The organism is Burkholderia sp. 10_S31, from assembly GCF_056930375.1.
This window is the reverse complement of record NZ_JBXOWK010000001.1, coordinates 3,026,894-3,047,986: the sequence shown is the minus strand read 5'-3', so window position 1 is coordinate 3,047,986 and position 21,093 is coordinate 3,026,894. Positions and strand designations below refer to the sequence as shown.

Genomic DNA, 21,093 nt, shown 5'->3' with positions numbered 1-21,093 from the left:
TGACGGTCAGGCGCCGGCGTCGCGCGTGACCTGCACGGCCGTGCCGTAGCAGATGACTTCCGTGATGCCCGACCCGATCTCGGTCGAGTCGTAGTGCATCGCGACGATCGCATTCGCGCCGAGCTTGCGCGCATCGGCGAGCATCTTGTCGAACGCCTGCTGGCGCGCCTTCTCGCACAGCGACGTATAGAGCGTGATGTTGCCGCCGAAGAGGGTCTGCAGCGCCGCGCCGAACGAGCCGACGATCGAGCGCGAGCGCACGATGATGCCCTGTGCGACGCCGAGCGAGCGGACGGTCTTGTGGCCGGGAAGATCGAACGCGGTCGTCACGCGATCGGGCGAGAGGTCGCTGACTGAGCGGGAGAAATCGGTCATGGCGCTGCACCGTGGTGCGGAAGTGATCGAACGACGATTCTAGCCGGAACCGGAAAGGCGCTCGAACCGTATCGGGTGCGCATGACGCGCGCGTTCGGTGCGGCTCGAGCCGAGTGAGGCCCCGTCAGTGCTTGACGGTCGCGCCGCCGGGATCGACCGCATACGCGAGCGCCAGCTTGCCGAACTTCAGCGCGTCGCTCGCCGGTCGCTGCGCGGGCTCACGCCGAAACGCGAGCGATACGTGCGCGAGAAATGCGACGGCGATTCGAAGCCGCACGCAACGCAGACCGACGTGATGCTCATGTCGGTCTGCTGCAGCAGTTCGCGTGCACGATCGAGGCGCAGGTTCAGGTAGAAGCGCGTCGGCGTGTCGTTCAGCATCGCGCTGAACAGCCGTTCGAGCTGGCGCCGCGTGATCGATACTTCCTGCGCGAGTGCGTCGGAGCCGAGCGGGGTTTCCATGTGCTGCTGCATCGTGCCGATCACCTGGATCAGCTTGCGGTTGTGCACACCGTAGCGCGCCGCGATCTCGAGTCGCTGGCTGTCCGAACGCTGCCGGATGCGGCTGACGACGAACTGCTCGGAGATCGCGGCCGCGAGATCGGCGCCATGCCGCCGGCCGATCAGGTCGAGCATCATGTCGATCGACGCGGTGCCGCCCGCGCAGGTGATGCGCCGGTCGTCGATCTCGAACAGCTCCTGCGTCGCGTTCAGGCCCGGGTAGCGTTCGCGGAACGCGGCGAGCGCCTCCCAGTGCAGCGTGAGCATTTGAGTTGCGTCGAACAGCCCGGCTTCCGCGAGCACGAAGCTGCCGGTGTCGATGCCGCCGAGCGTCGCGCCGTGCCGGTTCTGGCGGCGCAACCAGTCGCCGAGCGCGCGGTCGTAGCACACGAGCGGATCGAAGCCCGCGACCACGAACACCGTCTCGACCTGGGCGACGTCCGCATACGCGGCTTCGGCCGCGACCGGGATGCCGTTGCTCGCGGCGACGGGCGCGCCGTCCGCGCTGATCACGTGCCAGCGGTACAGCTCGGTGCGAAAGCGGTTCGCGACGCGCAACGGTTCGACCGCGGACATGAAGCCGAGCGCGGAGAAGCCGGGCAGCAACAGGAAGTGGAAATCCTCTGGCATCGGAGCGTGGGGTGGAATCGGGTGGTCGTCGCGCACGGCGCGACGCGGCGCGGCGCGGCGAACGGGGAGACTGGCGCGCATCGCGCCCGGCTCGCGGGCGCCGAACGTTCAACCCGGGATTATCGCGGGTTTTGCGGGCGGTCAGCGCGTTTTTGCGCGGTGCACCGTCCGGCGCGTCGTCGTCGAAGGTAGTTCGCCGAACTGGGCCTTGTATGCGTTCGCGAAATGCCCGAGGTGGATGAAGCCCCAGCGCGCGGCCGCTTCGCTGATCGGCAGGTCGGACTGCCGTGTGTCGAGCAGCAGGCGCCGCACCTGCGCGAGGCGCAGCGAGCGTGTGTAGTTCAGCGGACCGGTCTGCACGACCGACTGGAAGCTGTTCTGCATCGTGCGCCGGCTCACGCGCAGCTGCGTGCACAGGCTCAGGATGTCGACGGGCGCTTCCGGGTGCGCGATCACGTAGTCGTGCACGCGGCGCACGATGTCGGCGTGGCATGCATGCGTGAGCCGGTTCGACGGCTCGGGCATCCGGTACGTGAGGAGATCGACGAGCACGTTGCCGACTTCGCCGCGCAATTCGGTCTGCGCACGCGGTGCGTCGAACGTATCCGGGGCGTACAGCACGCGTTCGAGCAGCGTGGCGAGCTGGACGCTCGCGCGTTCGCGCGCGGCGATCGGTACATCGACGACGCCGCGCCGCAGCGCGCGCTCGTCGAGCCGGACGTCGGCGGCATCCTCGATCTGCTGCTTCAATTCGGGATCGACGACCACGCCGATCAGCGACATGTCGTCGGGCGAATGGAGTTCGAAAGGCGAGCCGCCGCGAGCCATCACGATCGTGCCGCGCTCGATGCGCGCATCGCCGAATGCGAAGGTGCCCGAGCCGGTGAGCGGCATTCCGAACACCGTATGGCCGGGCGGCAGGCGTCCGCGCTGGATGATGCGCACGTTCGCCGCTTCCTGGAACAGCTGCACGCCGTCGAGCACCGCATGCTTGACCGTGCTGCGATACGAGCCGGAGCCGATCTGGTCGTAACGCTGATCCCAGCCGCGCAGCGCCTCGGCATGCCGGTCTGCGTCGTCGAACATCTGGTGAAACACGAGCACGGCGCCTCCGGCGGTCGTTCGGACGGCGCAAGAATAAACCGACCGCACGGTCGGCGCAATACGGATGAGCGCTATTGCACCGGGGGTTTTTGAGGGGTCGGAAGGGGGCCGTGGCGGATGCCTTTCAGGCGGTTTTCCAATATCCCGAATCGGCACGCACGCGTTGCCGGTCCTGGTGCTGAACGGATTTATTGTCGAACTACAGTCGCCCCACATAACGTGAATCCCAACTGGAGGCGACATGAGGACAAGGCGACGCACCGCGGCTTTCGCGGCGACGCTGGCGTTTGCGGCGGCGTGGGCCGGCAACGCAGACGCGACGGAAAAGCCCGAGGAACTGGTCGTGCAGAAGATGCCGGCGTGGCATCCGCACGAGGTGTACGTCGTCGATATCGCGATGCCGACGATGACCGATGGGCGCATCTACGTGTACGACGCCGACGCGAAGAAGCTGCTCGGCCAGATCGACGGCGGCTTCGCGCCCGGTCTCGCGATCTCGCCCGACCACAAGGCGAGCTTCATCGCGACGACCTATTTCTCGCGCGGCTCGCACGGCACGCGTACCGACGTCGTCGAGATGGCCGACAACACGACGCTCGACCACACCGGCGAAATCGTGATTCCGGCGAAGCACGGGCAGCACGTGCCGTCGCCGTACAACACCGCGTTCAGCGCGGACGGCAAGCGGTTGTACGTCGCGAACATCACGCCGGCCGCGTCGGTGACGGTGATCGACGCCGTGTCGAAGAAGGTGCTGTCGGAGATCGACACTGCGGCATGCGTGCTCGCGTATCCGTCGGGGAACGACCGATTCACCGCGCTGTGCGAAAGCGGCAAGGCGCTCACCGTCACGCTCGACGCGAACGGCAAGGAGGTGAAGCGCACGATGTCCGACGCGTTCATCGACGTCGACAATGATCCTGCCTTCATCAATGCGTCACGCTACAACGGCGGCTATCTGTTCACGACGTATCACGGCAATGTGCGCAGCGCCGATTTCAACGGCGACAAGCCGGTGTTCGGCAAGCCGTGGTCGTTGCTGACCGGCGCCGAGCGCACCGAAGGCTGGCGCCCGGGCGGCATGCAGCAGACGGCCGTGCAGGCGAAGCAGCACCGCTACTACGTGCTGATGCACAAGGGCGGCGACGGTACGCACAAGGATCCCGGCACGCAGGTGTGGGTCTACGACCTGAAGACGAAGCAGCGCATCGCGCGCTGGGATCTCGCGCCGCAGAAGGTCGATCCGCTCGTGTCGATCCAGGTCAGCGAGGATGACAAGCCGCTGTTCTACGGACTGACGAGCACATCCGATCTCGTCGTGATGGACGCGCGCACCGGCAAGCTGCAGCACGTCGAGAAGCAGATCGGCAGTACGCCGTCGCTGCTCGTGAACCCGTGAACCCGTGAGGCCGCGATGACGCTCGATCCCGTACTCGCTACCAGCGCGCAGGCAGGCGCGGCCGTCGTCGTGCTGCTCGGCGCCTTCGCGAAGCTGCGCCGGCCCGCGGCGTTCCGGCAAGCGCTTGCCGGCTATCGCCTGCTGCCCGATGCGCTCGCCGCGCCAGCCGCGTTCGCGATTCCGCTCGCGGAAGTCGTGTGCGCCGCGGCGCTGCTGTTTCCCGATACGCGCATGACCGGCGCGCTCGGCCTGATCGCGTTGCTGCTCGTCTTCGCAGCCGGCATGACGATCAACATCCTGCGCGGCCACACCGACATCGACTGCGGCTGTTCCGGCTTTGCTGCCGCGCGCGCGGATGCGCCGCGCGGCATCGGCTGGCTGCATGTCGCGCGCGTGCTGCTGCTCGCCGTGCTGGTCGCGACCGCGCTCGTCGAGCCGGGCGGCCGCGCAGTCGTGTGGTTCGACTACCTGACGCTGCTTTCTTCCGTTCTGCTGATCGTCTGCGCGCTGCTCACCGTCGACGTGCTGCTCGCCAACGTACCGCGCCTTTCCCACCTGAGGAATTCATGATGCAAACCGCTCTCACCGTTTCCACCGCCTTGCTGTGGGTCGCCGTTCTCGCGCTCGGCGCGATCTGCCTCGCGCTCGTGCGCCAGATCGGCATCCTGTACGAGCGCATCATGCCGGCCGGCGCCTTGATGATCGACAAGGGGCCGGCAGTCGGCGCGATCGCACCGACGTTCGAGCTGACCGACATTCGCGGCTCGCAGGTCAAGGTCGGCGGCATCGATGCGTCGGGCAAGGCGACGCTGCTGTTCTTCCTGTCGCCGACGTGCCCGGTCTGCAAGAAGCTGCTGCCGCTGTTGCCGTCGCTGCAGGCGAGCGAATCGACGCCGGTGAACATCGTGCTCGCGAGCGATGGCGATCTCGACGAACACACGCGCTTCGCGCGGAAGCACGACCTCGCGCGTTTCCCGTACGTGCTGTCGCAGGAGCTCGGCCTCGCGTACCAGATCGGCAAGCTGCCGTACGCGGTGCTGCTCGACGACACCGGCACCGTGCGTGCGAAGGGGCTCGTCAACACGCGCGAGCATCTCGAGAGCCTGTTCGAAGCGAAGGAGCGTGGCGTTGCATCGCTGCAGCAGTTCGTGCACGGCGATCACGACCACGGCGATCACGAACATCACGCGCAGCACGCGCAGCACGCGTGATCGGCCGCCCCTCTTTCAACGTCAACGGAGAACAACGACATGGGCCTGTTTGATTCATGGTTCGAGCGGTCGGCGCGCGGCGTCGCGCAGCATAGCTCGCGGCGCAGCGCGATGGCGAAGCTCGGCAAGGTGCTGGTGGGCTCGGCGATGCTGCCGCTGCTGCCGGTCGACCGCACCGCGTATGCGGCCGATGCGGCGTCGGGCGCATCGGCGGCTTCCGGCGCCGCCGCGTCGGGTGCGAGCGACGATCCGATGAGCTGCGATTACTGGAAATACTGCGCGATCGACGGCTGGCTGTGCAGCTGCTGCGGCGGCACGTCGAGCAGCTGCCCGCCGGGCACGACACCGTCGCCGATCACGTGGATCGGCACCTGCCGCAACCCGCACGACGGTTCGGACTACATCGTGTCGTACAACGACTGCTGCGGCAAGACGTCGTGCGGCAAGTGCTTCTGCAACCGCAACGAGCGCGAGAAGCCGCTGTACAAGCTGTCGCTGAACAACGACATCAACTGGTGCATGGCGAACGGCAATTCGAATTACCACTGTTCGGTTTCGGTCTTGTTGGGAGCGGCCAAGCAATGAAAGTGAAGCAAGCTGGAAAGATCGTCGTCGCGTGCGTGGCCGTTGCAGGTGCATGCCTCGCGTTGCCGGGTGTCGCCGGTGCTCAGCAGGCCGTCCATTACCCCGCGGGCAAGAGCATGTTCGACGCGCAGTGCGCGGTGTGCCACCAGGCGGGCGGCAAGGGGCAGGACGGCCTCGCGCCGCCGCTGACCGAGTATCCGGGCAGGTACGCGACGGCCGACGCGGGCCGCGCGCAGCTCGTCGCGACGCTGTTGCACGGGATGTTCGGCGAGATCGAGGTGCACGACAAGCACTACAACTTCAAGATGCCGTCGTTCGCGAGTGCGAGCGACGACGATATCGCGAACGTGCTGAACTACGTCGTGTTCGATCTCAACGACAAGCACGGCGACGCGAAGCCATTCACGGCGGCCGACATTCGCGCGGCGCGTGCGAAGGAGATGGACGGCACGGCCGTTCACGCGCAACGTGCGGTCGTGACGAAGGGGCTGGGGCTGTGACTGCCGTGTGGATGTGGCGCCGTGGCCGGGGTGTGCGTGAGGGCCGGCGTGCGGTGGCGGCGCGGATCGAAGGGTTCATGTCGCGCCGTCTGTCCGCGTGGCTGGTCGCTGCCGCCGCGTGTGCGATGGCCGTTCCCGCACATGCCGACGGCGTGAGCGACGCCGCGCTCGCGCGGCAGCACTGGGTGCTCAACTGCATGGGCTGCCACACGGCGACGGGCGGTGGCATTCCGGGCAAGGTGCCGCCGCTCGCGAATTCGCTCGGCTATTTCACGCATCTGCCGGCGGGGCGCGAGTACGTGATGCGCGTGCCCGGCGCGTCGAACTCCGCGCTGTCGGACAAGGATCTCGCCGACGTGCTCAATTGGGTCCTCGCGACGATGAACCGCGATGCGCTGCCGCGGGATTTCAAGCCTTATACGGCTGCCGAAGTCGCCGCGCATCGCCGGCCGGCGTTTTCCGATGTCGCGACGGTGCGTGCCGGGCTGGTCCGCGCGTTGCATGAGCGCGGGATCGAGGGGGTGTCGGATCGGTACTGATGCCGGCCGCCGCGGGTCGCGGCGACCGAAGACGTCGATGTTGAATCTCGTCGCGGCAGGCAGAGGGATTGCGATCGTGCCGGAGCGGCGCGCCCCGACGCTACGTTCAGATCTGCTGCTGGCCGCCGTCGACGAACAGCTCGATGCCGTTCACGAAGCTCGCGTCGTCCGACGCGAGGAACAGTGCCGCACCCGCAATCTCGTCGGGCTCGCCCAGGCGCCCCATCGGAATCTGCGCGGCCAGGTAATCGGCGAGACCTTGCCGCTGGGCGGCGTCCTGACCGGCGAGGTCGAGCAGCCCCGGCGTGCGGGTCGCGCCCGGGCTGATCGTGTTCACGCGGATGCGGCGTTCCTTCAGATCGAGAATCCAGTTGCGGGCAAACGCGCGCACCGCGGCCTTCGACGCCGAATACACGCTGAATGCAGCGGTGCCCGCGCTGCCGGCCGTCGAGCCGGTGAGGATCACCGATGCGCCGTCGGCGAGCAGCGGCAGCGCCTTTTGCACCGTGAACAGCACACCCTTCACGTTGCGATTGAAGGTGTCATCGAAGTGTTCCTCCGTGATGCTGCCGAACGGCAGCATCGAACCGCCGCCGGCATTCGCGAACAGCACGTCGAGGCGCCCGTGTTCTTCGTTGATTTGCGCATACAGTGCGTCGAGTTCGTCGAGCTTCGTGGAGTCGACGCGTACGCCCGTCGCGCTGCCGCCGTCTTCGCGGATCGCGTTGACCGCGGCATCGAGTTCGGCCTGACGACGGCCGGTGACGTACACGTGCGCGCCTTCGGCGGCGAAGCGCTGCGCGGTGGCGAGGCCGATGCCGCTGGTGGCGCCGGTAACCAGTGCGATCTTGTTGTCGAGCTTGCGTGCCATGGTGTTTCTCCTTTCGTTCGATACGTGGATGACTGCGTTCGGTGTTGCGTGCTGCGATGTGAGGAGAATATCGACGCACCCATCTTTTCGAAATAGAATTGATTGCAAGCTAACGTTGCATAAATGAAAAGATGAGGGGATATGGCCAAGCTGCCTGACTTCGAAGGGCTCGCGATGTTCGCGAAGGTTGCCGAGGAGGGATCGTTCGCGGCTGCGGCACGCTCGATGGGGGTATCCGTGGCGACGGTTTCGCGCGGCGTCGCCCGCCTGGAGGATCGCCTGGGCGGACGGCTTTTCAACCGCACCTCCCGTCAACTGGCGCTCACCGAGTTCGGCAGGACGATCTGCGAGAAGGCGGGCGAGGTCTACCGCCATGCCGAAGAGGCGGAAAGCGCCGCGCGTGAAATGGCCGTGCAGCCGCGTGGGCTGGTGCGCCTCGCCGTGCCGATGTCATTCGGGTTGCGCTGGGTCGCGCCACTGTTGCCGGGCTTCTTTCGTGCCTATCCGGACGTGTCGATCGACCTGCATCTGTCGGATGCGTCGGTCGACCTGATCGCCGACGGTTTCGATGCTGCATTGCGGATCGCCGCGCTGCCGGATTCATCCCTGGTGGCCCGGCGGTTGTGCGCGGTGACGCAGTACGTGGTGGCGTCGCCGGCGTATCTGGAGCGCGAAGGACGGCCGGCGCATCCGCGCGAACTGGAGGAACGGCCGTGTCTCTCATACGCGTATCGTGCGCATAGCGACGTATGGCGCTTCACGAACGATGCGGGTGACGAGGAGCCGATCACGCCGAACGGTCCGCTGCGCGTGACGAACGCCGACGCGCTGCTGCCTGCGCTGTTCGATGGTCTGGCGATCGCCGAACTGCCCGAGTTCATCGCCGGTGAATATCTGGCCGATGGCCGCCTCGAAGCCATCCTGACCGACTGGTCGCTGACGAAGGGCGGCCTGTACTTCGTCACGCCGTCTGCACGTGCACGTCCGGCGAAGGTTGCCGCGCTGTCCGACTACTTCGCCGAACACCTGGCCGATCCGGCCTGGCGATGGCCGAAGTAATCGATTGCCGCGGTATGCCGGGCGGCACACCAAAATCCCCGGCCGCAGTTGGCTTTCGTTAGAATCGTTCGTCATCTGAGCAAAACGCAGATCTGCATGGGCGCAGCGGTATCGATTCGCGAATACCGCTCGCTCTTGTCCCATGTCCTTTACCGGAGGCGAACGTGCCAGGATTACTTCCCGATGTCGACCGCGACGGGCTCCTCGAATATTCGGTGGTGTACACCGACCGGTCGATCAATCACATGTCGCAGCGCTTTCAGGGCGTCATGCGCGACATTTCCGCAGCGCTGAAAAGGGTCTACAACGCGAAGGCGGTTGCGATCGTCCCGGGCAGCGGGACGTTCGGCATGGAAGCCGTGGCCCGGCAGTTCGCGACGAACAAGAAGTGCGTGGTCATCCGCAACGGCTGGTTCAGCTTCCGCTGGTCGCAGATTTTCGACATGGGCAGCATTCCGTCCGAGTCGATCGTATTGAAGGCGCGTCCGGTCGAATCGGGAAGGCAGGCGGCGTTTGCACCGGCGCCGATCGAGGAAGTCGTCGCTGCGATTCAGGCGCACAAGCCGGATCTGGTCTTTGCCCCTCACGTCGAAACCGCATCCGGGACGATGCTGCCCGATGCGTATCTGCGCGCGGTGGCCGACGCCGTGCATGCGGTCGGCGGGATGTTCGTGCTGGATTGCATCGCGTCCGGCACGATCTGGGTCGACATGGAGAAGAGCGGTGTCGATGTGCTGATCAGCGCGCCGCAAAAGGGCTGGAGTGCATCGCCGGGTTGTGCGCTGGTGATGCTCAGCCCGCTCGCGCGCGAGCGCATCGATGCGACGACCAGCACCAGTTTTGCCTGCGATCTGCGCAAGTGGCTGCAGATCATGGAGGCCTACGAGAACGGCGGCTTCGCTTACCACGCGACGATGCCCACGGACAGTCTCGCGACGCTGCGCGACGTCATCAAGGAAACGGAAGCGTACGGCTTCGACAAGGTGAGGGCGGAGCAGCTCGAACTCGGCACGCGAATTCGTGCGTTGCTGGCCGAGAAGGGGTTCAGGAGCGTGGCGGCACAAGGCTTTGAGGCGCCGGGTGTAGTCGTGAGCTACACGGACGATGACGACATCCGCTCCGGCAAGAAATTCGCCGACGTCGGCATGCAGATCGCGGCCGGCGTGCCGCTGCAATGCGACGAGCCGGCGGATTTCAAGACCTTCCGCATCGGCTTGTTCGGTCTCGACAAGCTGCATGACGTCGATGCCGCGGTTGGGCGGTTTGCGAGCGCGTTGGAACGGGTTCTGTAGAGCATTGATTCGGTGCAGCATTGCATGGCGGCGCATGACGAGGTGAGATCGACTCCTTCGAGACGATCGAATGCGCCGCCGGAACCGCCGACCGCGTGCCGGGCACGTCGGTCGGCGTTTTTTTCGGCAAAGCCTCTAGCGCGATTGCAGGCGCTCGACAACGTACTGGCTGACGATGAGGTCCAGGTACGCACCTCCGGCATTTTTATAAACCGTCCGGTCCTCGGTCGAACGATGAAACGCCGACATCCGGTACAGATCGAACAGGTCTCCTTCGATCTGGTCTGCCTGTATGACCTGCGCCTGCATCGGAATCTGGATGTCGCCTGATTGCGCGGCGTTCTCGCGGTCATCCACGAAGATGCGCGCCCCTCTCAGCACGTCGCAATCAGCCTCCTGCATATCCGACCGGTATCCGCCTACCAGATCGACATGGGTGCCGGGACGCACGAACTCGCGTCGAATCATCGGTGTGGACGTGCTGGTGGCTGCGGTAACGATATCTGCGCGGGCCACGGCAGCATCCAGGTCGTCGACGATGAATACCTGGATGTTTCTTGCCTCGAGGTCCGAGCGCGCGGCGTCCAGCCTGGACGGCGTGCGATTCCACAACAACACTTGGCGGATGGACGGACGGATGTGGAGATAGGCCTCCGTCAATGACCTTGCGACCGGCCCGGCACCCAGGACGAGCAGTACCTCGCTGTTCTCGCGACTCAGTTTCCTTGCCGCCAGCGCGGAATCGGCCGCTGTCTTCCATCGCGTGATTTCCGGGCCGTCGAGCATGGCGACGATTCCTTTGGTTTGCTCGTCGAGAACCAGAAACGCGGCCTGCTCCGTCGGCAAGGGCGGGCTGGCCCGGCTATTGGCGGGAAAGATCGACGCAATTTTGAACCCCGCGCCCTTTCCCGGCAGAATGACGCCGCGGCTGAACAAGCCAAAGCCGGCATCTCCGATGAAATAACTGTCGCCGATGGGCCGGGAACCGGAATGCCCGTTGTGCAGCGCGTCGAGAACCCCGTCCCAATCCAGTACCGACCTGATCTGCTCCGCCGAAATGGTCTGCACGGTCAACGCTCCTGCTGTTGCGGCCAGATATCACCCAGGGTGTAACCCTCGGGGAATGGGTCGTCGTGATCGAGCACGATGGTGTTGATCCCATGGATCCAGCTGGTGCCGGCGAGGGTAGGAACCACCGCAGCCTTGTCGCCGATGCGGGCTTCCTCCTCCAGGCGGCCGGTGAAGACGGTGCCCAGGATGCCCTGGTGCCGGAAATCCTGGTGCAGCGGCAATTCGTCCTTGGCGTGCAGCACGGCCATCTTTGCACAGGTGCCGGTGCCGCAGGGGCAGCGGTCGATCGCGCCGGTCCAGGTTGACGGGTCATCCCAGGAGAGCGGCCCGGTCGGCATGGTGACCACGTTCTTCCAGTCTGCCCTGGGGTCGTCTGCCGGGCCGGACAGTTGGGAGATGGTGATGCCCACGCCCGGATAGTCCGGGTGCGCAACCGGCAGTTGCTCGATGGCAGCCTGCCGGATCAGCGCGGAAACCCGCGTGATCTCCTTCCCGTGTTCGGGCTTGAGCTCGAGCCCCGGAAACTGGCGCACGTCGGCAATCGCGTAGAACATGCCGCCCCAGCCCACATCCACCCGCACCTTGCCCAGATGCGGCACGTCGATGACGGCATCCAGGTGCGCAGCAAAGGCCGGTACGTTCCTGAACTTCACGCGCTTGACCTTGCCGTCCTGGCACTCCGCGGTGATGCGGATCAGCCCGGCCGGCGCTTCCAGCGTCAGTTCCGTCACGGGCTCCCGCATGGGCAGCATGCCCATTTCCAGCAGCACGGTAGCCACGGAAATGGTGTTGCCGCCCGACATCATCGGGTACTCGACCTGCTCCAGGATGATGTAGCCCGCGTCCGCATCCGGATGACATGGCGGCACGATGATGTTGCAGCAGTGCGCCGGGTAGCCGCGCGGTTCGCGCAGCAGCAGCTTTCTCAAGCCGTCGTCATTGGCCTCCAGCCATTTCATCCTGGCGTGGACGGTGTCGCCGGGAATGTGCGGAATGCCGCCGGTGACCACGCGCATCGGAATCCCCGAATGCGTCTCCACCGCGTGAATCGTTCTCTTGAATCCCATGTGCCGGTTTCCTCTTCGTCGCCGCCGACCGAGTGCGGCGTGAAGGGAAATTTATGCCCGTTTCGCGGATAACTTAAACGACATTTCCTCCGGCGTTCCTTCAACTTTTGGTTGAAGATGCCGCCATCTTTGCCGGGCAGGGCGGTTCGGTGCGGGCGCTCAGCGTTCCGGTGTTACGGGGGCGGAACTGGCCTGATCTGTAGCCGGATGCAGCGCGAGTTGCTGCCTGATCCACTGGCAGAACTTCCTGCACACGGCGGCGTCCGCCTTGTCTTTCCGGATCGACAGGTAGTGGCCGCGATTCTTCATTACCGTCTTGTGCGGCAGCGGGCGCACGAAGTGGCCGCTTTGCATCAGGTCGCCTACGAGGTGATGCCAGCCCAGGACGACACCCTGGTGAGCCAGGGCCAGCTGCACGATGCCCGGGTAGTCGTTGCTGGTGAAGAGCTGACGCGGAATATCGGCGCGCCAGCTGGTGTCGACGTCATGCAGTGCCAGCCACACTTTCCAGTCGATATGCTCGGAAATCTGCGAACGGCCATAGGCGCTGATATCCAGCAACGACATGTCCAGCAGCCTTTCCGGCGTCTCGATCGGGCCATGATTGCGCAGATACTGCGGTGTGCAGACTGGATAGACCTCGTCGTCGAACAGGTGCTCGCTGTCGTATCCATCGCGCATGCTGGCCAGCTTGGCGATGTAGACGTCCGGTTGCACGCCTGCTTCCATCGAGATGAAATTTTGCGTGGCCAGAACCGTGAGCTCGATATCCGGATTGTCCTGAATGAATTCGGGCAGCCGTTTGTGCAGCCAGAGTGCGGAAAACGCAGGCGAGCAGCAGACGATGAGCGTCTGCCTGGCAGGAATCTTCTTCCGCAGGCGCTCGGCGGCCTGATGGATATTGATCAATGACAGCTGGGCTGCGTCCTTGAACATCTCGCCGTCGGCAGTCAGGGTAACGGCCCTGCCCGAACGCACGAAAAGCTCCGTACCCAGGTAGTCCTCCAGTTCCCGCACCTGCTTGCTCACTGCTGCGGGCGTCACGCTCAATGCATTGGCTGCCCCGGTGAAGCTGTTGAATTTCGCGGCCGCAAGAAATGATTTGATGGCGCGCAGAGACAGCGCGCCGACCAATGTTTCGCTCATTTCAAACCGAGGCGTCATGGCGATTTCTACAGACGTTAGGGGATGGGACACGGTCCGGAGCACGGACTCGCGTTAGATTATAAGGAGACGGGAGCGCGACAGGAGAGGCGCGTGGCGGGCGCCGATGAGTCGGCCCTGATGCACGCCAAAGTTGGATCGAAGCCTTCCGGGCTTGAACGGCGTGACGTGGTATTCGCGTTTGAACCCATGTATCGGATGCGAACTGTCCGTGAAACCGTACTTGTATGCAATCCGGGGAACGGACCGATCGCATGTTGATGCCCGCCTATTTTGCGGCTTCCATGCGCATGTGTCCGCCGGTACTGCAGCGACGCGGCGCGCGGACGAAGCGCCGCTATCGTCCGCCCGAAAGACTCGGGCGGACGACCGGGCGATCGCCTGCAGCGACTGGGCACGTTCCCGGATTCAGCGACCTGGCGCTTCGCGACCAAGTCGCCATCGCGCTATCTGGAATCGATCACGCCGCTGCATTGCGGTTGGCTTCAATCACCGTCAATGCCGTCATGTTCACGATCCGCCGCACCGTCGCGCTCGAAGTGAGAATGTTCACCGGCCCATTGACGCCCAGCAGGAACGGCCCCACGGCAACGTTGCTGCCGGCTTCGGTCTTGAGCAGGTTATAGGCGATATTCCCCGCATCGACGTTCGGACACACGAGCAGGTTCGCCGCGCCCTTCAGCGGCGACATCGGCAGCAGCCGCGACCGCAGCGCTTCATCGAGCGCGCAGTCGCCGTGCATTTCGCCATCCGCCTCGATATCCGGCGCCTGCGCGCGAATGATCTCCAGCGCCCGGCGCATCTTCACGCCCGAAGCCGCGCTCCCCGACCCGAAATTCGACCGCGACAGCAGCGCAGCCTTCGGCGTGAGATTCAGCCACTCCATCTGCCGCGCCGCAGCGATCGTGAATTCCGCGATCTGCTCCGCATCGGGGTTGTCGTTGACGTGCGTATCCACCAGCGCGACCGTCCGCTGGTTGAGCAGCAGGATATTCATCGCCGCGTAGGTCGACGCATCGGGCTTCTTGCCGATCACTTCATCCACGAACCGCAGGTGATTGTGAAACTCGCCGACCGTTCCGCAGATCATCCCGTCCGCATCGCCGAGCCGCACCATCATCGCGCCGATCAGCGTCAGGCGACGTCGCATCTCGACGCGCGCCATTTCCTTCGAGATGCCGTCGCGGCAGCGCAGTTCCCAATACGTCGTCCAGTACTGCGGGAAGCGTTCGTCATATTCCGGGTTCGTCACTTCGACATCCTGACCGAGACGCAGGCGCAGGCCGAAGCGCTCGATACGCGCCAGCAGCACCTCCGGGCGGCCGACCAGGATCGGACGCGCGAGCTTCTCGTCGACGATGACCTGCACCGCGCGCAGCACGCGCTCGTCTTCGCCTTCGGTGAACACGATGCGGGCCTTGCCGCCGTCACGCACGAGCTGACGCGCCGTTGCGAACAGCGGTTTCATGAACGCGCCCGAGTGGTAGACGAACTGCTGCAGCTGCTCGACATACGCGTCGAGATCCTCGAGCGGGCGCGTCGCCACGCCGCCTTCGATCGCCGCCTTGGCCACGGCCGGCGCAATACGCACGATCAGGCGCGGATCGAACGGCTTCGGAATCAGGTATTGCGGGCCGAAGGACACTTCGTCGCCGCCATAGGCCGCCGCGACGATGTCGTTCTGCTCTTCTTGCGCGAGGCCGGCGATCGCGTGAACCGCGGCAATTTCCATTTCGCGGGTGATCGTCGTTGCGCCCACATCCAGTGCGCCGCGGAAAATATACGGGAAGCACAGGACGTTGTTGACCTGGTTCGGGAAGTCCGAGCGGCCCGTCGCGATCACGACGTCGTCGCGCGTCGCATGCGCCAGTTCCGGGAAGATTTCCGGCGTCGGATTGGCGAGCGCGAGAATCAGCGGACGCGCGGCCATCGCCTTCAGCATGTCCGGCTTCAGAATGCCGCCGACCGACAGCCCGAGGAACACATCGGCGCCGCCGATTACTTCGGACAGCGTGCGCGCGTCGGTTTCCTGCGCGAAGCGCTCCTTGGCAGGATCCATCAGCGTGGTACGGCCGCGATAGACGACACCTTCGATGTCCGTCGCCCAGATGTTCGCGACCGGCAGCCCGAGGTCGACCAGCAGGTCCAGGCAGGCCAGCGCCGCGGCACCGGCGCCCGACGTTACGACCTTCACCTCGGAAATCGACTTCCCGACCACCTTCAGCCCGTTGATGAACGCGGCCGCGACGGTGATGGCGGTGCCATGCTGGTCGTCGTGGAAGACGGGGATCTTCATGCGCTCGCGCAGCTTGCGCTCGACCGTGAAGCACTCGGGCGCCTTGATGTCCTCGAGGTTGATCCCGCCGAAGGTGGGTTCGAGGCCGGCGATGATGTCGACGAGCTTGTCCGGATCGGTCTCGTTGATCTCGATGTCGAACACGTCGATGCCCGCGAACTTCTTGAACAGCACGGCCTTACCTTCCATGACCGGCTTCGATGCGAGCGCGCCGATGTTGCCCAGACCCAGCACGGCGGTGCCGTTGGTGATCACGCCCACCAGATTCCCGCGGCTCGTGAAGCGGCGCGCCTGCAGCGGATCGGCGGCGATCGCCTCGCACACGCTGGCGACGCCGGGCGTGTAGGCCAGTGCCAGATCGCGCTGCGTCACGAGCGGCTTGCTGGCGACGACCGAGATCTTCCCCGGGGTCGGAAACTCGTGATAGTCGAACGCGGCCTGCTGCTGGGTCTCTGTCTGTTTCATGTTGTTGGGTCCGGGCGTGCGCGTCAGGCCAGTCCCGACGCGATCCATGGAGGATTCTAGGGGTCAGCCATAAGAAGATGATTCTGTTTTAATATCGGTCCATCACTTTTTCATGATGGATGCGTGGTCAGACGATGACATTCGACGCGAACGACGTGGTCAGGCGCCTTGGCGCGCGCCTGAAGATGCGGCACCTGATGCTGTTGCTGCAGATCCAGCAGCACGGGTCGCTGACGCGCGTCGCGGAGCACATGGCCAGCAGCCAGCCCGCCGTGACGAACGCGCTGTCCGAGCTGGAAAGCATGTTCGGCACGCCGCTGTTCGAGCGCTCGTCGCGCGGGATGCGGCCGACCGCGCTTGGTTCGGTCGTGCTCGAGCGGGCCAAGGCGATGCTGAAGGACCTCGACCATCTCGCCCGCGAGATGGAGGCGGTCGCGGCCGGCCATGCGGCGCATCTGCATATCGGCGTGATTCCGTTTATTTCGGGCCAGATGCTGTCGGCGGCGCTCAAGCGCCTGCAGTCCCGGATGGAGCGGCGTTTGACCGTGACGATCCACGAAGGCACCAGCGACCAGTTGCTGCTGCAGCTCAAGGATCACACCGTCGACCTCGTGATCGGGCGCGCATCGTCGGCGGTTGATCTCGGGCAGGTCTCCTTTGAAGTGCTGTACCAGCAGCAGCCGCGGATGATCGCGAGCCGGCGCCTCGCCGCGAAACTGGCCCGCACGCAGCTCGACTGGCACAAGCTGCACGCGCTGGACTGGATTCTCGGCGCGCCCCATACGCCGATGCGCGAGCAGGTGGCCGACCTGTTCCTGTCGGCGGGCATCGCGCCGCCGGTGCCGATCGTCGAAAGCTACTCGTCGAAGGTGATCGGCGAGATGATCGCGTCGAGCGACGACGCGGTATCGATCGTGCCGGCCGATATCGCGGAAGAAATGGTGCGCATCGCCGGGGTGGCGATCGTGCCTTACTCGCTGGTATGGACGCTGCCGCCCATCGCGCTGTTTACTCGCGCCGACGAATCGCATGCGCCGACGCGGGATCTGCTGGTTCAGGCACTGCGCGAGATTTGCAGGGAAACCTACGTCGAGGTGCCGCGGTAGCGCTTCCGGGAGCCGGTCGAGGCCGGCAGGGCGGAGCCGCATCGCGCGCGCTCGGGCGCCGCCGCCCAAGCCCGTCCGGCCTGCTTGCCCGACGCCGCATCCGGACAAACCCCTGTCCGCCGAAATTCGTCCCAAACCCCCGCCACACAAGCCACCGCTCACGCATAGTGGTTTCCACTCATAGTCGCAAACAGTCAAGAACAGGTCGCCGCCGGTCGTCTTGCGACCAATATGGCTCGTTACTTTTACACCCACGATGCAGGCCGGGACGCACTCCGCGAACCCGTCGGATATCGGTCCACTCGGGAGAAACCATGAAGTCGACAAAGATCGCCGCGTTCGTCGCGGCCGTGCTGGCGACCGGCGCATTCGCGACCGCGGCGCAGGCCGAAACGGATGCCGCGACCTGCCGCAACGTGCGCTTCGCGGATATCGGCTGGACCGACATCACGTCCACCACCGCGCTCGCGTCGACGGTGTTCGAAGGGCTCGGCTACAAACCGACGACGACGATCGCGTCGGTGCCGATCTCGTTCGCCGGCCTGAAGAGCAAGCAGCTGGACGTGTCGCTCGGCTACTGGTGGCCGGTGCAGCAGAAGCAGCTTCAACCGTTCCTCGACAGCAAGTCGATCAACGTGGTCGAACCGCCGAACCTGTCGGGCGCGAAGGCGACGCTCGCGGTGCCGAGCTACGAATATCAGGCCGGCCTGAAGACTTTCGAGGACATCGCGAAACACCGCGCCGAGCTCGACGGCAAGATCTACGGGATCGAGCCGGGCAGCAGCGCGAACGCGACGATCCAGAAGATGATCGATACGAACCAGTACGGCCTCGGCGGCTTCAAGCTGGTCGAGTCGAGCGAAGCGGGAATGCTCGTCACGGTCGAGCGCGCGATCCGCGAGAAAAAGTGGGTCGTGTTCCTCGGCTGGGAGCCGCATCCGATGAACATCCAGATCAGCATGAACTACCTGTCCGGCGGCGACGCGGCGTTCGGTCCGAACTACGGCGAAGCGCGCGTGTACACGCTGACGGCGCCCGACTTCATCGCGCGCTGCCCGAACGCAGGCAAGCTCGTCGAGAACCTGCGCTTCACGACGCAGCTCGAGAACCAGCTGATGCAGTCGGTAATGAACAAGACGAAGCCGGCCGACGCCGCGAAGGCGTACCTGAAGAAGAATCCGCAGGTGCTCGATGCGTGGCTCGCCGGTGTCAAGACGTTCGACGGCAAGGACGGCCTGCCCGCCGTGAAGGCCTATCTCGGCCTGTAACGGCCTGCGCGCGCCGCCTGCGTGCGGCGCGCAGCGAAAAATCATCTGCAGTACGACAGAAATCAGCGAAACGAACCGAATCAAGCGAGGGTAACCAGCATGAACCACGAAGTCATCATCACCTGCGCGGTCACCGGCGCGGGCGATACGGTCGGCAAGCATCCGGCGATCCCGGTCACGCCGAAGGAAATCGCGGCCGCCGCGATCGAAGCCGCGAAGGCCGGCGCGACGGTGGCGCACTGCCATGTCCGCGATCCGCAGACGGGCCGCGGCAGCCGCGATCCGAACCTGTACCGCGAAGTGGTCGACCGGATCCGCTCGGCGGACGTCGACGTGATCATCAACCTCACGGCCGGCATGGGTGGCGATCTGGAAATCGGCCCGGGCGAGGACCCGATGCGCTTCGGCAAGGGCACCGATCTCGTCGGCGGCCTCACGCGTCTCGCGCACGTCGAGGAACTGCTGCCGGAAATCTGCACGCTCGACTGCGGCACGCTGAATTTCGGCGACGGCGACTACATCTACGTGTCGACGCCCGCGCAGTTGCGTGCAGGCGCGAAGCGCATCCAGGAACTCGGCGTGAAGCCGGAGCTGGAAATCTTCGATACGGGCCATCTGTGGTTCGCGAAGCAATTGCTGAAGGAAGGACTGCTCGACGATCCGCCGCTGTTCCAGCTGTGCCTCGGCATTCCGTGGGGCGCGCCGGCCGACACCGGCACGATGAAGGCGATGGTCGACAACCTGCCGCCGGGCGCGCACTGGGCCGGCTTCGGGATCGGCCGCATGCAGATGCCGATGGTCGCGCAGGCAATGCTGCTCGGCGGCCACGTGCGGGTCGGCCTCGAAGACAACATCTGGCTCGATCGCGGCGTGCATGCGACCAACGGCACGCTCGTCGAGCGTGCGCGGGAAATCATCGAACGCCTCGGCGCCCGCGTGCTGACGCCGGCCGAAGGGCGTCGCAAGCTCGGCCTGCCGGCGCGCGGCGAGCGTCTGCTCGAGCGCCGCGCGGTGGCCGAATTCGCGTGAGTCTCGACGGCTGATCCAGTGATTCATTGCGGCGGCGCGCATGGGCGCGGCCGCCGTCCGATTCCCCTCGATTTGAAGGATGCGTTGACATGGCTGTGAAGACCGACATCAGGACGTTCGCCGCGATCGGCACCGGCGTGATCGGCAGCGGATGGATTTGCCGTGCGCTCGCGCATGGTCTCGACGTGGTCGTCTGGGACCCGGCACCGGGCGCCGAAGAGCGGCTGCGCGCGAGCGTCGCGAATGCATGGCCGGCGCTCGAACGCGTTGGCCTCGCGCCGGGCGCCGATCCCGCGCGGCTGCGCTTCGCGTCGACGATCGAGGCCTGCGTCGCCGACGCGGACTTCATCCAGGAAAGCGCGCCCGAGCGCGAAGCGCTGAAGCTCGAACTGCACGAACAGATCAGCCGCGCGGCGAAGCCCGATGCGATCATCGCATCGTCGACGTCCGGGCTGCTGCCGACCGACTTCTACGCGCGAGCGACGCATCCGGAGCGCTGCGTGGTCGGCCATCCGTTCAATCCGGTCTACTTGCTGCCGCTCGTCGAGGTGCTAGGCGGCGAGCGCACGTCGCCGGAGGCGGTCGACGCGGCGATGGAGATCTATCGCACGCTCGGCATGCGGCCGCTGCGCGTGCGCAAGGAGGTGCCGGGCTTCATCGCGGACCGGCTGCTCGAAGCGTTGTGGCGCGAGGCGCTGCATCTCGTCAACGAAGGCGTCGCGACGACCGGCGAGATCGACGATGCGATCCGCTTCGGCGCGGGCATCCGCTGGTCGTTCATGGGCACGTTCCTGACCTATACGCTGGCCGGCGGCGACGCGGGCATGCGACACTTCATGCAGCAGTTCGGCCCCGCGCTCGAACTGCCGTGGACGAAGCTGGTCGCGCCGAAGCTGACCGACGAACTGATCGACAGCGTCGTCGAAGGCACGAGCGAGCAGCAGGGCACGCGCAGCATCAAGGCGCTCGAACGCTATCGCGACGAGTGCATTACCGAGGTGCTGAACGCGATCGCCGCTGTGAAGGCGCGGCACGGAATGCGATTCGAGGACTGAACGAACATGACCGGCGATACCCCGCTGACGATTTACCGCGACGTCGTGCGGCCCGAGTGGGTCGACTACAACGGCCATCTGCGCGACGCGTTCTACCTGCTGATCTTCAGCTTCGCGACCGATGCGCTGCTGGACCGCATCGGTCTCGACGACGCCACGCGTCGCGAGCGGGGCCGCTCGGTCTACACGCTCGAAGCGCACGTGAACTATCTGCAGGAGATCAAGGAAGGCACGCGCGTGCGCGTCGATGCGCGGGTGTTCGCGCACGACGCAAAGCGCGTGCACCTGTATCTCGAGCTGTTCGCGGACGGGCACGACGGCGCGGTATCGGCAAGCGAGCAGATGCTGCTGCACGTCGACACGCGCGACGGTGCGAAATCGGCGCCGTTCGACGACGACGTCGCTGCGCGCGTGGCCGAACTGCATGCGTTGCAGCGCGATTGTGCGGCGCCCGCGTATGCGGGCCGCGTGATCGGATTGCCGCCGCGCCGCTAGCGCCGGCGACA

The 21,093-nt window shown here is 65.4% G+C and carries 21 protein-coding genes; 13 read left to right on the top strand and 8 right to left on the bottom strand.

The annotated features are described in order from the left end of the window. Positions 1-6 precede the first annotated feature (6 nt). From AC1Z3W_RS13715 to AC1Z3W_RS13705, 3 genes are all read right to left on the bottom strand, one after another. The gene (locus AC1Z3W_RS13715; RefSeq protein ID WP_057927522.1) at positions 7-375 is read right to left on the bottom strand and encodes a YbjQ family protein; all 369 of its coding nucleotides are present in this window, start codon (positions 373-375) and stop codon (positions 7-9) included. A gap of 186 nt (positions 376-561) precedes the next feature. Next, entirely contained in the window at positions 562-1,506 is a 945-nt protein-coding gene (locus AC1Z3W_RS13710; protein WP_057927521.1) for a GlxA family transcriptional regulator, read from the bottom strand. A gap of 141 nt (positions 1,507-1,647) precedes the next feature. Beyond that, positions 1,648-2,610, bottom strand: a complete 963-nt coding sequence (locus tag AC1Z3W_RS13705) for a helix-turn-helix domain-containing protein (protein ID WP_057927520.1) — start codon at positions 2,608-2,610, stop codon at positions 1,648-1,650. A 241-nt stretch (positions 2,611-2,851) separates the two neighbouring features. Here AC1Z3W_RS13705 and AC1Z3W_RS13700 point away from each other — a divergent pair, with 241 nt between their 5' ends. The 6 genes from AC1Z3W_RS13700 to AC1Z3W_RS13675 all read left to right on the top strand — a co-directional run bounded on the left by AC1Z3W_RS13700 (position 2,852) and on the right by AC1Z3W_RS13675 (position 6,844). Then, positions 2,852-4,009, top strand: a complete 1,158-nt coding sequence (locus tag AC1Z3W_RS13700) for an amine dehydrogenase large subunit (RefSeq protein WP_483507764.1) — start codon at positions 2,852-2,854, stop codon at positions 4,007-4,009. Between the two features lie 15 nt (positions 4,010-4,024). Further along, complete coding sequence (locus AC1Z3W_RS13695; RefSeq protein ID WP_057927518.1) at positions 4,025-4,579, top strand: MauE/DoxX family redox-associated membrane protein; 555 nt, start codon at positions 4,025-4,027, stop codon at positions 4,577-4,579. Further along, positions 4,576-5,220 carry a methylamine dehydrogenase accessory protein MauD gene (gene mauD / locus AC1Z3W_RS13690; protein ID WP_483507763.1) on the top strand — a complete coding sequence of 215 codons (645 nt, stop codon included), beginning with the start codon at positions 4,576-4,578 and terminating at the stop codon, positions 5,218-5,220. Before AC1Z3W_RS13695 ends, mauD begins: the two co-directional genes overlap by 4 nt. Before the next feature lie 39 nt (positions 5,221-5,259). Further along, a complete protein-coding gene (locus tag AC1Z3W_RS13685; RefSeq protein ID WP_044847763.1) occupies positions 5,260-5,805 on the top strand; it encodes a methylamine dehydrogenase light chain in 546 nt (181 codons plus the stop codon). Continuing rightward, positions 5,802-6,305, top strand: a complete 504-nt coding sequence (locus tag AC1Z3W_RS13680) for a c-type cytochrome (protein ID WP_483507762.1) — start codon at positions 5,802-5,804, stop codon at positions 6,303-6,305. The genes AC1Z3W_RS13685 and AC1Z3W_RS13680 overlap by 4 nt, the downstream gene beginning before the upstream one ends. Before the next feature lie 77 nt (positions 6,306-6,382). Next, positions 6,383-6,844 (top strand): c-type cytochrome, encoded by a 462-nt coding sequence (locus tag AC1Z3W_RS13675; protein ID WP_057927515.1) that lies wholly within the window; start codon positions 6,383-6,385, stop codon positions 6,842-6,844. 106 nt (positions 6,845-6,950) lie between these two features. Here the strand turns inward: AC1Z3W_RS13675 and AC1Z3W_RS13670 are convergent, their stop codons facing one another. Continuing rightward, positions 6,951-7,715, bottom strand: a complete 765-nt coding sequence (locus AC1Z3W_RS13670; protein WP_057927514.1) for an SDR family NAD(P)-dependent oxidoreductase — start codon at positions 7,713-7,715, stop codon at positions 6,951-6,953. 141 nt (positions 7,716-7,856) lie between these two features. Between AC1Z3W_RS13670 and AC1Z3W_RS13665 the strand changes: the two genes are divergently transcribed. Both AC1Z3W_RS13665 and AC1Z3W_RS13660 read left to right on the top strand, forming a co-directional pair. Then, a complete protein-coding gene (locus tag AC1Z3W_RS13665) occupies positions 7,857-8,774 on the top strand; it encodes a LysR family transcriptional regulator (protein ID WP_483507761.1) in 918 nt (305 codons plus the stop codon). A gap of 164 nt (positions 8,775-8,938) precedes the next feature. Then, positions 8,939-10,066 carry an aminotransferase class V-fold PLP-dependent enzyme gene (locus AC1Z3W_RS13660; RefSeq protein WP_483507760.1) on the top strand — a complete coding sequence of 376 codons (1,128 nt, stop codon included), beginning with the start codon at positions 8,939-8,941 and terminating at the stop codon, positions 10,064-10,066. A 135-nt stretch (positions 10,067-10,201) separates the two neighbouring features. Here AC1Z3W_RS13660 and AC1Z3W_RS13655 read toward each other — a convergent pair whose 3' ends face one another. The 4 genes from AC1Z3W_RS13655 to AC1Z3W_RS13640 all read right to left on the bottom strand — a co-directional run bounded on the left by AC1Z3W_RS13655 (position 10,202) and on the right by AC1Z3W_RS13640 (position 16,129). Then, entirely contained in the window at positions 10,202-11,134 is a 933-nt protein-coding gene (locus tag AC1Z3W_RS13655; RefSeq protein ID WP_483507759.1) for an ornithine cyclodeaminase family protein, read from the bottom strand. A gap of 2 nt (positions 11,135-11,136) precedes the next feature. Further along, on the bottom strand, positions 11,137-12,204 hold the full coding sequence (locus AC1Z3W_RS13650; protein WP_483507758.1) for a proline racemase family protein: 1,068 nt from the start codon (positions 12,202-12,204) through the stop codon (positions 11,137-11,139). Between the two features lie 159 nt (positions 12,205-12,363). After that, entirely contained in the window at positions 12,364-13,368 is a 1,005-nt protein-coding gene (locus AC1Z3W_RS13645; RefSeq protein ID WP_057927510.1) for a LysR substrate-binding domain-containing protein, read from the bottom strand. Positions 13,369-13,828: 460 nt separating this feature from the next. After that, on the bottom strand, positions 13,829-16,129 hold the full coding sequence (locus tag AC1Z3W_RS13640; RefSeq protein ID WP_124833891.1) for an NADP-dependent malic enzyme: 2,301 nt from the start codon (positions 16,127-16,129) through the stop codon (positions 13,829-13,831). A 134-nt stretch (positions 16,130-16,263) separates the two neighbouring features. On the opposite strand from AC1Z3W_RS13640, the gene AC1Z3W_RS13635 reads away from it, so the two are divergent. The 5 genes from AC1Z3W_RS13635 to AC1Z3W_RS13615 all read left to right on the top strand — a co-directional run bounded on the left by AC1Z3W_RS13635 (position 16,264) and on the right by AC1Z3W_RS13615 (position 21,082). Beyond that, on the top strand, positions 16,264-17,235 hold the full coding sequence (locus AC1Z3W_RS13635; protein WP_057927509.1) for a LysR substrate-binding domain-containing protein: 972 nt from the start codon (positions 16,264-16,266) through the stop codon (positions 17,233-17,235). 314 nt (positions 17,236-17,549) lie between these two features. Then, a complete protein-coding gene (locus tag AC1Z3W_RS13630) occupies positions 17,550-18,503 on the top strand; it encodes a choline ABC transporter substrate-binding protein (RefSeq protein WP_057927508.1) in 954 nt (317 codons plus the stop codon). A gap of 99 nt (positions 18,504-18,602) precedes the next feature. Then, positions 18,603-19,532 (top strand): 3-dehydrocarnitine:acetyl-CoA trimethylamine transferase CdhC, encoded by a 930-nt coding sequence (gene cdhC / locus AC1Z3W_RS13625; RefSeq protein WP_057927507.1) that lies wholly within the window; start codon positions 18,603-18,605, stop codon positions 19,530-19,532. An 89-nt stretch (positions 19,533-19,621) separates the two neighbouring features. Then, complete coding sequence (locus AC1Z3W_RS13620) at positions 19,622-20,587, top strand: L-carnitine dehydrogenase (protein WP_057927506.1); 966 nt, start codon at positions 19,622-19,624, stop codon at positions 20,585-20,587. 6 nt (positions 20,588-20,593) lie between these two features. Beyond that, on the top strand, positions 20,594-21,082 hold the full coding sequence (locus tag AC1Z3W_RS13615; protein ID WP_057927505.1) for a thioesterase family protein: 489 nt from the start codon (positions 20,594-20,596) through the stop codon (positions 21,080-21,082). Positions 21,083-21,093: the final 11 nt, after the last annotated feature.

Coding starts and splice junctions, on each gene's coding strand:
- AC1Z3W_RS13715 (WP_057927522.1), bottom strand. CDS start 375: ATGACCGATTTCTCCCGCTCAGTCAGCGACCTCTCGCCCGATCGCGTG.
- AC1Z3W_RS13710 (WP_057927521.1), bottom strand. CDS start 1,506: ATGCCAGAGGATTTCCACTTCCTGTTGCTGCCCGGCTTCTCCGCGCTC.
- AC1Z3W_RS13700 (WP_483507764.1), top strand. CDS start 2,852: ATGAGGACAAGGCGACGCACCGCGGCTTTCGCGGCGACGCTGGCGTTT.
- AC1Z3W_RS13695 (WP_057927518.1), top strand. CDS start 4,025: ATGACGCTCGATCCCGTACTCGCTACCAGCGCGCAGGCAGGCGCGGCC.
- mauD (WP_483507763.1), top strand. CDS start 4,576: ATGATGCAAACCGCTCTCACCGTTTCCACCGCCTTGCTGTGGGTCGCC.
- AC1Z3W_RS13685 (WP_044847763.1), top strand. CDS start 5,260: ATGGGCCTGTTTGATTCATGGTTCGAGCGGTCGGCGCGCGGCGTCGCG.
- AC1Z3W_RS13680 (WP_483507762.1), top strand. CDS start 5,802: ATGAAAGTGAAGCAAGCTGGAAAGATCGTCGTCGCGTGCGTGGCCGTT.
- AC1Z3W_RS13675 (WP_057927515.1), top strand. CDS start 6,383: ATGTCGCGCCGTCTGTCCGCGTGGCTGGTCGCTGCCGCCGCGTGTGCG.
- AC1Z3W_RS13670 (WP_057927514.1), bottom strand. CDS start 7,715: ATGGCACGCAAGCTCGACAACAAGATCGCACTGGTTACCGGCGCCACC.
- AC1Z3W_RS13665 (WP_483507761.1), top strand. CDS start 7,857: ATGGCCAAGCTGCCTGACTTCGAAGGGCTCGCGATGTTCGCGAAGGTT.
- AC1Z3W_RS13650 (WP_483507758.1), bottom strand. CDS start 12,204: ATGGGATTCAAGAGAACGATTCACGCGGTGGAGACGCATTCGGGGATT.
- AC1Z3W_RS13645 (WP_057927510.1), bottom strand. CDS start 13,368: ATGACGCCTCGGTTTGAAATGAGCGAAACATTGGTCGGCGCGCTGTCT.
- AC1Z3W_RS13640 (WP_124833891.1), bottom strand. CDS start 16,129: ATGAAACAGACAGAGACCCAGCAGCAGGCCGCGTTCGACTATCACGAG.
- AC1Z3W_RS13635 (WP_057927509.1), top strand. CDS start 16,264: ATGACATTCGACGCGAACGACGTGGTCAGGCGCCTTGGCGCGCGCCTG.
- AC1Z3W_RS13630 (WP_057927508.1), top strand. CDS start 17,550: ATGAAGTCGACAAAGATCGCCGCGTTCGTCGCGGCCGTGCTGGCGACC.
- cdhC (WP_057927507.1), top strand. CDS start 18,603: ATGAACCACGAAGTCATCATCACCTGCGCGGTCACCGGCGCGGGCGAT.
- AC1Z3W_RS13620 (WP_057927506.1), top strand. CDS start 19,622: ATGGCTGTGAAGACCGACATCAGGACGTTCGCCGCGATCGGCACCGGC.
- AC1Z3W_RS13615 (WP_057927505.1), top strand. CDS start 20,594: ATGACCGGCGATACCCCGCTGACGATTTACCGCGACGTCGTGCGGCCC.